The following is a 15,335-nucleotide window of genomic DNA, read 5'->3' as shown; positions in this document are numbered from 1 at the left end:
TTTGTGAATATTGAAGATTTCGATTTTGATTTACCTGAATCATTAATTGCACAAACACCACTGTTAGATAGAGAAAGCAGTAGGTTATTAAAATGTAATAAAGCAACAGGTGAATTGGAAGATTTAACGTTTAAAGAAGTTGTCAATCAACTTTCACCAGGTGACTGTTTAGTATTAAATGATACGAAAGTGATGCCAGCAAGATTGTTTGGTATCAAAGAAGAAACTGGTGCAAAAGTAGAAATGCTGATGTTAACGCAACAAGAAGATAACGAATGGGAAGTATTAATTAAACCAGCTAAACGTATTAGAGTTGGTCAATCTGTTTCATTTGGAGAAGGTAAAATCATTGCGACTTGTGTCAAAGAACTTGAACAAGGTGGACGCATTATGAAACTTTCATACGAAGGTATCTTACAAGAAAGATTAGATGAACTTGGTGAAATGCCTTTACCTCCATATATTAAAGAACGATTGGATGACCAAGATAGATATCAAACAGTTTATGCTAAAGCAGTTGGATCTGCAGCTGCGCCTACAGCAGGTTTACACTTCACTGAACATTTATTACAAGAAATTGCTGATAAAGGTGTACACATTGCTTTTATTACATTACACGTTGGTTTAGGTACATTTAGACCAGTCAGTGTAGATAATATAGATGATCATGAAATGCATTCAGAATATTACCAAATGACTGCTGAAACAGCTGATTTATTAAACCGTGTAAAAGCAAGTGGTCATAAAATAATATCTGTAGGTACAACGTCTACAAGAACACTAGAAACAATTCGTTCCAAAAATGACCAATTTGTTGAAGCAAGTGGTTGGACAGATATATTTATTTATCCGGGATATGAATTTAAAGCGATAGATGGATTGATTACTAATTTCCATTTACCAAAATCAACACTTATTATGTTGGTATCTGCATTATCAACTAGAGAACATATTTTAAATGCATATAAACATGCAGTTGAAGAAAAGTATAGATTCTTTAGTTTTGGCGATGCGATGATTTTAATATAGAAAAGGAGTAACAATATGCCTGCAGTAACATATGAGCACATTAAGACTTGTAAGCAATCAGGTGCAAGACTCGGGATTGTGCATACACCTCATGGTTCATTTGAGACGCCAATGTTCATGCCTGTTGGAACTAAAGCAACCGTTAAGACAATGAGCCCTGAAGAGCTTAAACAAATGGAAGCAAAAATTATACTTAGTAATACCTATCATTTGTGGTTACAACCTGGAAGTGATATCATTTCTAAAGTGGGTGGATTACATAAGTTTATGAATTGGGATGGACCTATACTTACCGATTCTGGTGGTTTTCAAGTATTCAGCTTAAGTGATATGAGAAAAATCGAAGAAGAAGGTGTACATTTTAGACATCATTTAAATGGTTCTAAATTGTTCTTAAGTCCTGAAAAAGCGATGCATATTCAAAATGATCTTGGTTCAGATATTATGATGGCGTTTGATGAATGTCCTCCAATGCCATCTGAATATGAATATGTAAAAAATTCAATTGAGAGAACATCAAGATGGGCGGAAAGATGTCTAGAAGCTCATCGTCGCCCTGAAGATCAAGCTTTATTTGGTATTATCCAAGGTGGAGAATATAAGGATCTTAGAGAGCAAAGTGCTAAAGACCTCGTTTCACTTGATTTTCCTGGCTATGCTATTGGTGGTTTGTCTGTTGGTGAACCTAAACCTGTCATGTACAGAATGGTTGAACATACAACACCATTAATGCCATTTAATAAACCAAGATATTTAATGGGAGTTGGTTCTCCAGACGCATTAATCGAATGTTCTATTAGGGGCATCGATATGTTTGATTGCGTATTACCTACACGTATAGCTAGAAATGGTACATGTATGACATCTCAAGGTAGAGTCGTTATAAAAAATGCTAAATATCAGCAAGATTTATCACCACTTGATCCAGAGTGTGATTGTTATACATGTAGAAACTATACTAAAGCATATTTGCGTCATCTGATTAAAGCAGATGAAACATTTGGAATTCGTCTTACTACATATCATAATTTGTATTTCTTATTAAAACTTATGGAGAACATTCGCCAAGCAATAAGAGAAGATCGATTACTTGATTTCAAAGATGAATTTTTCGAGCAGTATGGACTAAATGTAGATAACCCCAAAAACTTTTAAAGGAGATTGAATATGGAAGTATTAGTACAATTATTACCTATTATTTTAATTTTTGCGCTTGTTTGGTTCTTAATGATCAGACCACAACAAAAGCGTGCTAAAGAACATCGTGAATTATTAAACCGTTTAGAAGTTGGTCAAAAAGTAACTTCAATCGGCGGTATCAAAGGTACAGTTAGAGCAGTTGATGAGTCTATCGTTGTTGTTTCTGTAAACGATAAAGGACACGAAATTACATTTGAAAAACCAGCTATCAAACAAGTAGACCCTTCATAAAATAGTTTGCTTTTTTAGGAAATTGGTTTATTATTATGTATCATATTTGATGTTAAAAGACATGGTTATCCATGTCTTTTTTTCATTCATGAATGTTATGGCTATTCAACTATAGTTGATGTATGCTATAACATATATAGTGAATTAAATATATGTAAGAGGTGTTATCGTGAAAAAGCGGAGTAGAATTATAGCCTTTTTACTTCTTGCAGTGTTGGTTTTTAGTTTAATAGGATCAACAACAAAAGATATAACAAAGAATGTAAATTTAGGTCTAGACTTACAAGGTGGTTTTGAAGTATTATATCAAGTTAATCCTTTAGACAAAGGTGATAAGATTGATAATGATGCGGTTAAATCTACTGCAAAGACTTTAGAGTCACGTGTAAACGTATTGGGTGTTTCTGAGCCGAAAATTCAAGTTGAGGAAGGTAATCGTATTCGAGTTCAATTAGCTGGTATTAAAGACCAGAATGAAGCTCGAGAAGTGCTTTCTACACAAGCGAATTTAACAATCAGAGATGCAAAGGATAGAGTTTTACTATCTGGTAAAGATTTAGTTCAAGGTGGCGCTAAGCAAGGCTTTAAAGACAATACAAACGAAGTAGCCGTTACACTTAAGCTTAAAGATGCCAAAAAGTTCAAAGAAGTAACTGAAAAAGTTTCTAAAATGAATCCTAACTTAATGGTCATTTGGATGGACTATGAAAAAGGGGACAGTTACGAGAAAGAAGCTAAGAAAGAACAAGAAGGTAAAGAGCCGAAATATATTTCTGCAGCAACTGTAAGCCAACCAATCAACTCAGAAAATGTTGAAATCTCTGGTGGATTCAATGGTGAACAAGGTGTTAAAGAAGCAAAACAAATAGCAGATTTATTAAATTCAGGTTCACTACCTGTTAAATTAGATGAAGTGTATTCTACATCAGTAGGTGCGCAATTCGGTAAAGATGCATTAGATGAAACAGTACTTGCTTCTACAATAGGTGTAGGTATTATATTCTTATTCATGTTGATTTATTACCGATTACCTGGTGTTGTAGCTGTTATTACATTAAGTGCTTATGTTTACTTAACATTATTAGCATTTAACTTTATTTCAGGGGTATTAACATTGCCTGGACTTGCAGCCTTAGTTTTAGGTGTAGGTATGGCCGTTGATGCTAACATCATCATGTACGAACGGATAAAAGATGAATTGCGGATCGGAAGGACTTTACAACAAGCTTTCAAAAAAGGTTCAGGTTCTTCATTTATTACGATATTAGATGCTAACTTAACAACAATTTTAGCAGCGCTCGTATTATTTGTATTTGGTGAAAGTTCAGTAAAAGGTTTCGCAACAATGTTATTACTTGCGATTCTAATGAGTTTCGTAACGTCAGTATTCTTCACAAGAATATTATTAGGTTTATTAGTAAACTCAAATTACTTCAAGAAAAAATACAATTGGTTTGGTGTTTCTAAGAAAGATAGACATGATATTAGTGAAAGATTAGATGTTCATGATTTAAGAACAGTCTATGACAAAATTAATTTCGTAAAACTTGCTAAACCATTATTAACATTTAGTATTATTACAATTATCGTTGGTGCCATTATCGTATCGATATTCAGATTGAATTTAGGTATTGATTTCACAAGTGGTACACGTGTTGACTTACAATCTGATCAAGCTATCAAGACTGAACAAGTTTCTAAACAGTTTAAAGATATGGGATTAGATCCGTCACAAGTTACAACAAGTGGAACTGGAAACAAAATGGCAACTGTACAATTTAAAGATGCATTAAACAAATCTGAAATACAAAAAGTTAAATCTGACTTTGGTAAATCATTGGGTCATGATCCAAACGTAAGTACGGTTTCACCAGTTGTTGGTCAAGAGTTAGCTGGAAACGCATTAAAAGCAATGCTTTATGCAGCATTAGGAATTGTTTTATACGTATCCTTTAGATTTGAGTGGAGAATGGGTACTACCGCTGTACTTGCGTTATTACATGACGTATTTATGATTGTAGCAGTATTCAGTTTATTCAGACTCGAAGTGGATATTACATTCATTGCAGCAGTTCTAACGATAATTGGTTATTCAATTAATGACACAATCGTTACATTTGACCGCGTAAGGGAAAATTTACGTAAAGTGAAAGTGATAACGAAACCAGAAACAATTGATATGATCATTAACTCATCTATTAGACAAACGATGACAAGATCAATCAATACCGTATTAACAGTTGTTATAGTAGTTGTCGCATTATTAATACTTGGTTCATCAAGTATCTTCAACTTCTCATTAGCACTATTAATCGGTTTAGTATCCGGTGTGTTCTCATCAGTATTCGTCGCAGTACCTTTATGGGGTATCTTGAAAAAACGACAACTTAAAAAATCAGAAAATGGTAAATTAGTTGTATATACTGAGAAGAAATCTAACGATGAAAAAATATTAGTTTAATAAATCGCGTACCTGTCCTTATTAAAAGGGCAGGTACTTTTTTTGTTTTATTGTAAATGATAAAGATTTAGCTTAGCGGCATAGTAACAAAAGTCGGGGGAATTGTAACTAAGGAGGGCCATAGTAACAAAAGTCGTTGGAATTGTAAGTAAGGGGGCCTATAGTAACAAAAGTCCATAGAATTGTAACTATGGAACCCTATAATTACAAAATCCTGTCAAATTGTAACTAACAGCTGCCTTTTTATTCATACATACTCTTTAATTATGTTTTATTTGTTTAGTAGAGAAAGTATGATATTTCATGTATAATGTTTTGAGTAGAAATGAGGAGATTTGATATGACTAAAGCTTGTTATCAATGGAAAAAATCAGAGCTCAATCAAAATATTGATCCGCAAATCATAAAAAAATATAAAATTTCGCCACTTTTAGAAAAAACTTTAATTTCAAAAGCCTATACGTCTGAAGAACAAATTGAAAGTTTATTATCTAATGAAGTGTTATTCCACGATCCTATGTCATTAAGCGATATGGAAAAGGCAACTTCGAGAATACATAAAGCTATTGAAAATGATGAAAGAATATTAGTATATGGTGATTATGATGCAGATGGTGTTACATCTACAACGATTCTCGTCAAGACTTTAGAATCAATGGGCGCTATAGTAGGTTGGTATATTCCGAATAGATTTACTGAAGGATATGGACCGAGTGAGGCGGCGTTTAGAAATGCACATGATGAAGGTGTTTCTCTTATCATTACAGTGGATAATGGTATTCAAGGTCATCACGAAATTGATATTGCCAATGAACTTGGTATTGATGTGATTGTGACAGACCATCATGAATTTGGCGAAACAAAGCCTAATGCATATGCGATTGTTCACCCTATGCATCCTGATTTTAATTATCCGTTTAAATATTTAGCTGGTGTAGGTGTTTCATATAAACTTTCTAAAGCACTTAAAGCAGATATACCAGATGCGTTCTTAGGTTTAGTTGCTATCGGTACGATTGCCGACTTAGTGAGCTTAACGGATGAAAATAGATATATGGTTAAACAAGGGTTGCGTATATTAAATGAACAACCTTTACCAGGGATAAAAAGTTTATTATCCGTAGCTGATTTTACGGATGAAGTGAGTGAACAAACAGTTGGATTTATTATTGGACCTCGACTGAACGCAGTTGGTAGATTGGATGATGCTCGATTAGCTGGAGAATTGCTTATGAGCGATGATGACGATGAAGCGATGTTCTTAGCTGAGGAAGTCGACCAATTTAATACAGAACGTAAAGCAATTGTTGAAAATATTACGAATGAAGCTATGGAGCTAGCTGAAATTGAAATGCAACAAAATGCCCAATTTCTAATACTTGCAAAAGAAGATTGGAATGAAGGTGTATTAGGTATTGTGGCTTCAAGAATAGTCGAGAAGTATCATTTACCGACAATTGTATTAAATGTTGATATTGAGCAAAACCACGCTAAAGGTTCAGCAAGAAGCATTGAACAAGTTTCAATGTTTGAATTTCTAACAAACCATAGTGACTTGATTCGTAAATTTGGTGGTCACCATATGGCGGCTGGTATGACATTAGATATTGACGCGATTGAACCATTGAAGAAAGCTTTGAATGAAGATATGCACAACATAACAGAAGGTAAAAAATTATTACCACAGTTAATCGTTGATGCAGAAATAGAAACTTCAGATATTACGGTTGATAACATATTTGATTTAGAAAGATTAAGACCTTTTGGTACAGATTTATTAGCACCACTATTTTCAATTAGTAATGTTCCGGTTAAATCTGTTAAAGGTATCGGTCAAGGTAATAAACACCTTAAATTAACATTAACAGACAAAAATATTGCAGCTTTACATTGGAATGCTGGACATCTCATTCATGATATTTCTAATGACACGACAATCAATGTTGCAGGTAGTTTAAATGTTAATGAATGGAATGGACATCAATCACCACAAATTATTCTTAAAGATTTAGCGTTGAGTAATGACCATGCTATTTTTGATTATAGAAGTAAAAATAAACATGACTTGTTAAAAATTGATCAAGAAAATGCATTGTTTGTCATTAACCCATCATCAGAGAAAATAAATGAGCAATATATACATTATGGTGATGCGTATCCAAATGAAGTCGAAACGTGTGTGTTGAGAGATTTACCACAAGATTTAGAATCATTCAAACAAACTTTATCTAATATTACAGCCGAAAAATATTATTTAGTATTTAAAGGGCAAACAAATTCATACTTTGAGGGTATTCCTAGTGATGAAAAATTCAAGCAAGCTTATAAAGCTTTATATATGAATCAATCAACAAATATTCAAAATGATGGTATGAAATTATGTGAAGCATTAAAAATTAAACCTGATCAATTGAAATTCATTTTAAATTGCTTTTATGAGTTAAACTTTATTACAATGAATCGTGGTATAATTGAAATAAATAAAGATGCGGGAAAAAATGACATTCAAAACGCACCGTTATATCAAGCAAGAAAACAACAAATAGAAATAGAAAAGACATTGTTGTACAATGATAGCCAATCATTAATTAAGTGGATGCATTCATTGTTAAGTGATGTTGAGGAGGAAGTATAATGGATTTAAAACAATACGTTTCGGAAGTACAAGATTGGCCAAAACAAGGTGTTAACTTTAAAGATATTACGACAATTATGGATAATGGTGAAGCATACAAGTATGCCACTGACCAAATCGTACAATATGCTCAAGACAAACAAGTTGATGTTGTAGTAGGACCAGAAGCAAGAGGGTTTATTATTGGTTGTCCTGTGTCATATGCAATGGGTATTGGCTTTGCACCAGTACGTAAAGAAGGGAAATTACCACGTGAAGTAATTCGTTATGAATATGACCTTGAATATGGATCAAATGTGTTAACGATGCACAAAGATGCAATCAAACCAGGTCAACGTGTATTGATTACAGATGATTTATTAGCAACAGGTGGTACAATTGAAGCGGCAATTCACTTAGTAGAATCATTAGGTGGAATCGTAGTGGGTATCGCATTTTTAATTGAACTTAAATATTTAAACGGCATTGAAAAATTAAAAGGTTACGATGTTGTTTCGTTAATTTCATACGATGAATAAAATAGTCACTTTGTGGCTATTTTATTTTTAATTATTATAATTAACGGTGGCATATTACTATTGAAAATTGCTATAATAGTAATATTCAAGAGAATTTTATTTGATGAGGTGGTGTCCCTATGAATAAAGAATATCCATACAGTGCTGATGATGTTTTATATAAAGCTAAAAGTTACTTATCTGAAGACGCATATCGTTTAGTAGAAAAGAGTTATGATTTGGCTTTTAAAGCACATCAAGGACAAATTAGAAAAAATAATTTGCCATATATCATGCATCCTATTCAGGTAGCGGGTATTTTAACCGAAATGAAATTGGATGGTCCAACTATAGTTGCTGGATTCCTTCATGATGTAATTGAGGATACACCTTATACGTATGATGATTTGGTAGAAATGTTTAATGAAGAAGTAGCCATAATTGTAGATGGTGTTACAAAATTAAAAAAAGTTAAATATAAATCTAAAGAAACGCAACAAGCTGAAAATCATAGAAAATTATTTATAGCAATTGCCAAAGATGTCCGAGTTATATTAGTTAAATTAGCAGATAGATTACATAATGTTCGAACTTTAAAAGCGATGCCTAAAGAAAAACAAAAACGTATTGCTAAAGAAACGTTAGAAATCTATGCACCACTTGCGCATAGATTAGGTATCAATACAATTAAGTGGGAACTTGAAGACATCTCATTAAGATATATTGATAGTGTTCAATATTTTAGAATTGTTAATTTGATGAAAAAGAAAAGAAGCGAACGAGAAACGTATATCGCAAATGCTATTAAAGATATAGAGTCTGAAATGGAAGTTATGAATATTTCTGGCGATATAAGCGGTAGACCTAAACATATCTATAGTATTTATAGAAAAATGGTCAAACAGAAAAAGCAATTCGAACAAATTTTCGACTTACTTGCAATAAGAGTAATCGTCCCGTCAATCAAAGATTGTTATGCTGTGCTAGGTCTTGTCCATACATTATGGAAACCAATGCCTGGTCGATTTAAAGACTATATTGCTATGCCTAAACAGAATATGTATCAATCGTTGCATACTACAGTCGTTGGTCCAAATGGAGATCCGTTAGAGATACAGATCAGAACATTTGAAATGCATGAAATTGCAGAACATGGGGTTGCTGCACACTGGGCATATAAAGAAGGCAAAAATTTAAGCAATAAATCAGAAGAATATTTACAAAAAATGAGTTGGCTACAAGAAATAGCTGAAACTGACAATACTTCACCTGATGCAGAAGAATTTATGGAATCATTAAAATATGACCTTCAAAGTGATAAAGTGTATGTCTTTACACCTGAAAGTGATGTAGTTGAATTACCATATGGCGCAGTTCCAATTGATTTTGCTTACGCTGTTCACAGTGAAGTAGGTAATAAAATGATAGGTGCGAAAGTTAATGGCAAAATCGTTCCTATTGATTATAAGTTATCTACTGGTGATATTGTCGAGATTAGAACGAGTAAACATTCATATGGGCCAAGTCGAGACTGGTTAAAAATCGTTCGATCTTCAAGTGCGAAAAGTAAAATCCGCAGTTTCTTCAAGAAACAAGACCGCTCTGCCAATATTGAAAAAGGTAAATTCATGATTGAAGCGGAAATTAAAGAGCATGGCTACAATGTAGATGAAGTATTAAATGCTGAAAACATTAAACTTGTTAACGAAAAATATAATTTTTCAAATGAAGATGATTTATATGCTGCAGTTGGTTTTGGTGGTATAACTGCCTTACAAGCTGTTAACAGACTTACAGAAAAGCTTAGACTTGAACGTAAGAAACAATCGCTTAACCAAGTGCAAGAAGTCAATAAATCCATTCCTATTAAACAAGATATTAGAACAGATACTGGTGTCTATGTCGAAGGTTTAGATAACATGCTTATTAAACTTTCTAAATGTTGTAATCCAATACCTGGTGATGAAATCATTGGCTATATTACAAAAGGTCATGGCGTTAAAGTTCATCGTAAAGATTGCCCGAACATCGTTAACGAAAACGAACGATTAATCGATGTTGAATGGGTTAAAAATACAAATGAACAAAAAAATTATCAAGTAGACTTAGAAATTACGGGTTACGACAGAAATGGATTATTAAACGAAGTACTTCAAGTTGTGAATGCAATAAAAGTACAATTAGTAAAAGTTTCAGGTAAAGCTGATATAGATAAAAATGCTGTTATTAACATTAGCGTAATGGTTAAAAATGTGAATGACGTATATAGAATTGTTGATCGAATTAAACAATTAGGCGATATTTATACAGTAAGTCGTGTATGGAATTAAGAGGTGAAATTTTTTGAAAGTTGTTCTACAAAAAGTAAGCCAAGCTAAAGTGACATCTGAAAATACTCAAAATGAAATTAAACAAGGATTCTTATTATTAGTCGGTGTTGGACAAGAATCTACTTTTGCAGATGCAGATGTTATCGCTAAGAAAATAGCAAAGACAAGAATTTTTGAAGATCAAGAAGGTAAAATGAATTTAGATATACACCAAGTCGGTGGTGAAATCTTGTCGATATCACAATTTACAATATATGCTTCAGTAAAAAAGGGGAATAGACCTGGATTTACGAATGCTAAAAGCCCAGATGAAGCATTGAAGATATATGAATATTTTAATGAACAGTTAGCTTCTTATAATATTAACGTGAAAACAGGAGAGTTTGGCGCACATATGGATGTGTCATTAATTAATGATGGACCAATTACGATTATATTCGAAAGTAAGGATGGTAACATTCAATGAACCGAATTAATTTATGGTTTAAAAAGAGGAGAATAAAGCCTGTTCCTGTCATCAGTGTTGCCATTTTACTGATTGTTTTGTTAATCATTATTATTTATTTATTGATTCCTAAAGAGGACGAACCTAAAACATTATCTATGAAAGAAGATGGTGAGTTAAGAACTGGACCTGCCGCTTATTATCCAATTATCTTTGATGTAAAAAAGGGAGATAATTTTGATATAACAGATAGAGAAGGAAAATGGTTCGAAGTTAAAAATGATCAAAATGAAAAAGGCTGGATTGCTGGTTGGCATACAAATCTTGATATTAAAGAAGATGTTAATCCAGTATTAAAACCATTAAAAGGAAAAGTGATTATTTTAGATCCTGGTCATGGTGGAAGTGACCAAGGAGCATCGAGTTCAAAACATAAAGATGTAACTGAAAAAGTCATTACATTAAAAACTGCAAAAGAACTTAAAGAAATGCTTGAAGCTGAAGGCGCTAAAGTAAAAATGACGAGAACAAAAGATGAATATGTTAAATTAAAAGATAGACAAGGTGATGGAGATGTCTTTATTAGTATCCATAATGATGCATTAGATTCATCAGCACCACATGGTTTAACAGTTTATTACCATCATGATTCTCAAAAAGAATTTGCAGATACGTTACAAACTTCAATCAATCAAAAATCTATACTATCTGATAGAGGTGTACGAAACGAAAACTTCCAAGTGATTCGTCAAACTAAAATGCCTGCCGTATTGCTAGAGTTAGGTTATATTAGTAATCCTACAGATGAAGATTTAATTGTTGATAGAAAATATAGACACATTGTAGAAACAGGTATTGTTGACGGTTTGAAAGTTTACTTTTCAAATTAGATATTGACTACTACAGATTATGGGTTTAATATTAATATAAATTATGAAATAGATTATATACCGTTTATTCTTGAATAGTATACCGTTATAGTAGGAAACAGAGAGTATAACATTTGCTGAAAGTTATATGAATACTGCGTATACTTTTGAACACAAGAAGAGGGAATCTTACGAAAATAAGATCGGTTAACATCCGTTATAATGTTGTTAAGTGAGTATTTAATGAATCATTAAATACTAATTAGGGTGGCAACACGGATAATTCGTCCCTTGTATGTATATGCATACAAGGGACTTTTTATATTTTAAAGGAGGAAATATTATGATTAATATACCACGCGGTACACAAGATTTATTACCAAAAGATACTTATAAATGGCAACACATTGAGAACAAATTACATGAGTTAATGAAAATATATAATTATAAAGAAATTAGAACACCAATATTTGAAAGTACTGAACTTTTTAGTAGAGGTGTTGGTGATTCAACAGATGTTGTACAAAAAGAAATGTACACATTTAAAGATAAGGGTGATAGAAGCATTACATTAAGACCTGAAGGCACAGCAGGTGTTGTTAGAAGTTACATCGAAAACAAAATGCAAGGTGAACCGAATCAACCTGTTAAGTTTTATTACAATGGTCCAATGTTCCGATATGAAAGAAAACAAAAAGGGCGTTATCGTCAATTTGTTCAATTCGGTGTAGAAGCGATAGGATCAGAAAATCCTGCAATTGATGTTGAAATCATTTCAATGCTCGTACACATTTACAAATCTTTCGGATTAAAAGACTTAAAACTAGTCATCAATAGTATTGGTGATGCAGAATCAAGAGCTGATTACACGAAGGCATTACAAGCGCACTTTGAACCAGTAATTGATACTTTCTGTAGCGATTGTCAAAGTCGATTACACACAAATCCAATGCGTATATTGGATTGTAAAGTAGACCGTGATAAAGAAGCAGTTAAAAATGCACCTAAAATTACGGAATATTTAAATGATTATTCTAAACAATATTTCGAAGAGGTAAAATGTTTATTAGACGAACTAGGTATCGAATATGAAATAGATACGAATTTAGTGCGTGGTTTAGATTATTATACACACACAGCATTCGAAGTAATGAGTAACGCTGAAGGATTTGGTGCTATTACAACTTTATGTGGTGGCGGTAGATATAACGGCTTACTAGAATTACTTGATGGTCCTAAAGAAACAGGTATAGGTTTTGCATTAAGTATTGAACGTTTGTTACTAGCGCTTGAAGCTGAAGGTATTGAAATCGAAGAAGAAGATACTATCGACTTATTTATTGCGACAATGGGTGAAGAAGCGGATAGATTGTCAGTTCAATTAATCAATCAATTAAGAATGGCTGGTATTAGTTGTGATAAAGACTATTTACAACGTAAATTAAAAGGTCAAATGAAACAAGCCGATAGATTAAATGCGAGATACACGATTGTATTAGGTGAAAATGAATTAGAAAAACAAGAAGTGGAAGTTAAGAATATGGAAACTGGTGACAAGACACTTGTTTCATTATCAGAATTAGAGAATTATTTAAAGGTGGAATCATAATGGAAAAAAGAACAACATATGCTGGTAAAATAACTGAAGAATATATTGGTCAAACCGTTACTTTAAATGGTTGGGTACAAAAAAGACGTGACTTAGGTGGTTTAATATTTGTTGATTTACGTGACCGCGAAGGCGTTGTACAAATTGTCTTTAACCCAGACTTCTCTCAAGAAGCTTTAAGTGTTGCTGAGAAAATCCGTTCTGAATATGTCATTCAAGTTAAAGGTTTAGTAACAAAAAGAGATGAAAAATCAATTAATGACAAAATCAAGACTGGTAAAGTAGAAGTACAAGTTTCTGAAATTACAATCTTAAATGAATCTGAAACACCACCATTTTCTATTACAGATATGAATGATATTGATGAAAATGTAAGATTAAAATATCGTTATATTGACTTAAGAAGAGAAAGTTTAGCTCAAACATTCAAAATGAGACATCAAATTACACGTGCAGTAAGAAATTACTTAGATGAAGGTGAGTTTTACGAAGTAGAAACACCTGTACTAACTAAATCTACGCCAGAAGGTGCGAGAGACTATTTAGTACCATCTCGTGTACATGATGGAGAGTTCTATGCTTTACCTCAATCTCCACAAATATTTAAACAATTATTAATGATTGGTGGATTTGATAAATACTATCAAATCGTTAAATGTTTTAGAGACGAAGATTTAAGAGCGGATAGACAACCTGAATTTACGCAAATCGATATCGAGATGAGCTTTGTAGATCAAGAAGACGTTATCAAAATGAACGAAGGTCTTATGAAACGTATCATGAAAGATGTAAAAGGTATTGATATTACAACACCATTCCCACGTATGACATACGCTGAAGCAATGGAAAGATACGGAATTGACAAGCCAGATACAAGATTTGGTATGGAACTGATTAACTTATCAGAACTTGCTTCAAAAATGGACTTTAAAGTGTTTAAATCTGCAGTTGAAAATGGTGGAGAAGTTAAAGCAATCGTTGTTGAAGATGGTGCAGCCGACTACTCTAGAAAAGATATCGACCAATTACAATCATTTGCAAGTATTTATGGTGCTAAAGGTTTAGCTTGGGTTAAAGTAACAGAAGAAGGCTTAAACGGTCCAATTAGCAAATTCTTTGATGAAGACATTACAGCTGAATTATTAAACCAAACTGAAGCTAAAGCAGGAGACTTAGTATTATTTGTAGCAGACAAAAAAGATGTCGTAGCAGCAAGTTTAGCGCAGTTAAGAAATAAACTTGGTAAAGATCGTGGTTTAATTGATCCAAACAAATATAATTTCTTATGGGTAACAGATTGGCCATTATTTGAATACGATGAAGAATCAGAACGTTATGTTGCAGCGCACCATCCATTTACTGCACCTAAAAAAGAGCATGAAGAAATGCTTGAAACTGATCCAACAAATGTTGAAGCGAATGCATACGATATCGTTTTAAATGGTTTTGAATTAGGTGGAGGATCTATTAGAATTCATAAATCAGAACTACAAGAAAAAATGTTTAAAGCGCTTGGCTTCACTGAAGAGCAAGCACAAGAACAATTTGGATTCTTAATTGAAGCGTTCAAATATGGTGCACCACCACATGGCGGAATTGCTTTAGGTTTAGATAGATTAGTTATGTTATTGTCAGGAAGAACAAACTTAAGAGATACAATCGCATTCCCTAAAACAGCAAGTGCTTCTTGTCTATTAACGGATGCACCAAGTGAAGTGTCTAAAAGTCAGTTACATGAATTACATTTGCAACTTGATTTAGATGAAAAATAATTAAAAGTATAAATACTTGTTATTTAGAAGAATTATGATAAAATAAATTTATAAGGTAGTCATCTGAAGTGTTCGTAATAAGCTTTTTATATTTTGACCTAACACTTTTGATCAAGGGAGCCTAATTGGTTTTCTTAATAGCGCATACGCCTCGTAAGGAGGACATGCAAAATAAGAAACAGGGCACCCACCTGTATATAGCAGGCCAAAATGATCTAGCATTTAATATTACGGCACAATTGGATTCTATCGGTACG

11 protein-coding genes and 1 other RNA gene are annotated in these 15,335 nt (G+C 32.9%); all 12 read left to right on the top strand.

The genetic code is table 11. From position 1 onward, the window contains the following. Window positions 1–3 precede the first annotated feature (3 nt). Window positions 4–1,029: a tRNA preQ1(34) S-adenosylmethionine ribosyltransferase-isomerase QueA gene (gene queA, locus LQ686_RS01555; protein WP_025904261.1), complete on the top strand. Its 1,026-nt coding sequence runs from the start codon at window positions 4–6 to the stop codon at window positions 1,027–1,029. A 15-nt stretch (window positions 1,030–1,044) separates the two neighbouring features. Further along, window positions 1,045–2,184 (top strand): tRNA guanosine(34) transglycosylase Tgt, encoded by a 1,140-nt coding sequence (gene tgt, locus LQ686_RS01550; RefSeq protein WP_025904260.1) that lies wholly within the window; start codon window positions 1,045–1,047, stop codon window positions 2,182–2,184. A 12-nt stretch (window positions 2,185–2,196) separates the two neighbouring features. Further along, window positions 2,197–2,460: a preprotein translocase subunit YajC gene (gene yajC / locus LQ686_RS01545; protein ID WP_025904259.1), complete on the top strand. Its 264-nt coding sequence runs from the start codon at window positions 2,197–2,199 to the stop codon at window positions 2,458–2,460. 169 nt (window positions 2,461–2,629) lie between these two features. Then, window positions 2,630–4,921: a protein translocase subunit SecDF gene (secDF, locus tag LQ686_RS01540; protein WP_025904258.1), complete on the top strand. Its 2,292-nt coding sequence runs from the start codon at window positions 2,630–2,632 to the stop codon at window positions 4,919–4,921. Between the two features lie 340 nt (window positions 4,922–5,261). Further along, window positions 5,262–7,556, top strand: coding sequence for a single-stranded-DNA-specific exonuclease RecJ (gene recJ, locus LQ686_RS01535; protein WP_025904257.1), 2,295 nt, complete (start codon window positions 5,262–5,264; stop codon window positions 7,554–7,556). Next, window positions 7,556–8,074, top strand: coding sequence for an adenine phosphoribosyltransferase (locus LQ686_RS01530; protein WP_025904256.1), 519 nt, complete (start codon window positions 7,556–7,558; stop codon window positions 8,072–8,074). The genes recJ and LQ686_RS01530 overlap by 1 nt, the downstream gene beginning before the upstream one ends. Window positions 8,075–8,193: 119 nt before the next feature. Further along, window positions 8,194–10,383, top strand: a complete 2,190-nt coding sequence (locus tag LQ686_RS01525) for a RelA/SpoT family protein (RefSeq protein WP_025904255.1) — start codon at window positions 8,194–8,196, stop codon at window positions 10,381–10,383. A gap of 13 nt (window positions 10,384–10,396) precedes the next feature. Beyond that, on the top strand, window positions 10,397–10,849 hold the full coding sequence (gene dtd / locus LQ686_RS01520) for a D-aminoacyl-tRNA deacylase (protein ID WP_239733115.1): 453 nt from the start codon (window positions 10,397–10,399) through the stop codon (window positions 10,847–10,849). Next, on the top strand, window positions 10,846–11,718 hold the full coding sequence (locus tag LQ686_RS01515; protein ID WP_025904253.1) for an N-acetylmuramoyl-L-alanine amidase family protein: 873 nt from the start codon (window positions 10,846–10,848) through the stop codon (window positions 11,716–11,718). Before dtd ends, LQ686_RS01515 begins: the two co-directional genes overlap by 4 nt. Before the next feature lie 322 nt (window positions 11,719–12,040). Further along, window positions 12,041–13,306 (top strand): histidine--tRNA ligase, encoded by a 1,266-nt coding sequence (gene hisS, locus LQ686_RS01510; protein ID WP_119593980.1) that lies wholly within the window; start codon window positions 12,041–12,043, stop codon window positions 13,304–13,306. Further along, window positions 13,306–15,078: an aspartate--tRNA ligase gene (gene aspS / locus LQ686_RS01505; protein WP_025904251.1), complete on the top strand. Its 1,773-nt coding sequence runs from the start codon at window positions 13,306–13,308 to the stop codon at window positions 15,076–15,078. Before hisS ends, aspS begins: the two co-directional genes overlap by 1 nt. A gap of 57 nt (window positions 15,079–15,135) precedes the next feature. Then, window positions 15,136–15,328: non-coding RNA, 6S RNA (ssrS, locus tag LQ686_RS01500), on the top strand. Window positions 15,329–15,335 lie beyond the last annotated feature (7 nt).

It is taken from the genome of Mammaliicoccus sp. J-M41 (assembly GCF_022385935.1).
GTDB lineage: Bacteria > Bacillota > Bacilli > Staphylococcales > Staphylococcaceae > Mammaliicoccus > Mammaliicoccus sciuri_A.
Note: the sequence above shows the minus strand (reverse complement) of the source record. Positions and strands in the feature narration are given on the sequence as shown.

Coding starts and splice junctions, on each gene's coding strand:
- aspS (WP_025904251.1), top strand. CDS start 13,306: ATGGAAAAAAGAACAACATATGCTGGTAAAATAACTGAAGAATATATT.
- tgt (WP_025904260.1), top strand. CDS start 1,045: ATGCCTGCAGTAACATATGAGCACATTAAGACTTGTAAGCAATCAGGT.
- LQ686_RS01530 (WP_025904256.1), top strand. CDS start 7,556: ATGGATTTAAAACAATACGTTTCGGAAGTACAAGATTGGCCAAAACAA.
- LQ686_RS01525 (WP_025904255.1), top strand. CDS start 8,194: ATGAATAAAGAATATCCATACAGTGCTGATGATGTTTTATATAAAGCT.
- recJ (WP_025904257.1), top strand. CDS start 5,262: ATGACTAAAGCTTGTTATCAATGGAAAAAATCAGAGCTCAATCAAAAT.
- hisS (WP_119593980.1), top strand. CDS start 12,041: ATGATTAATATACCACGCGGTACACAAGATTTATTACCAAAAGATACT.
- yajC (WP_025904259.1), top strand. CDS start 2,197: ATGGAAGTATTAGTACAATTATTACCTATTATTTTAATTTTTGCGCTT.
- LQ686_RS01515 (WP_025904253.1), top strand. CDS start 10,846: ATGAACCGAATTAATTTATGGTTTAAAAAGAGGAGAATAAAGCCTGTT.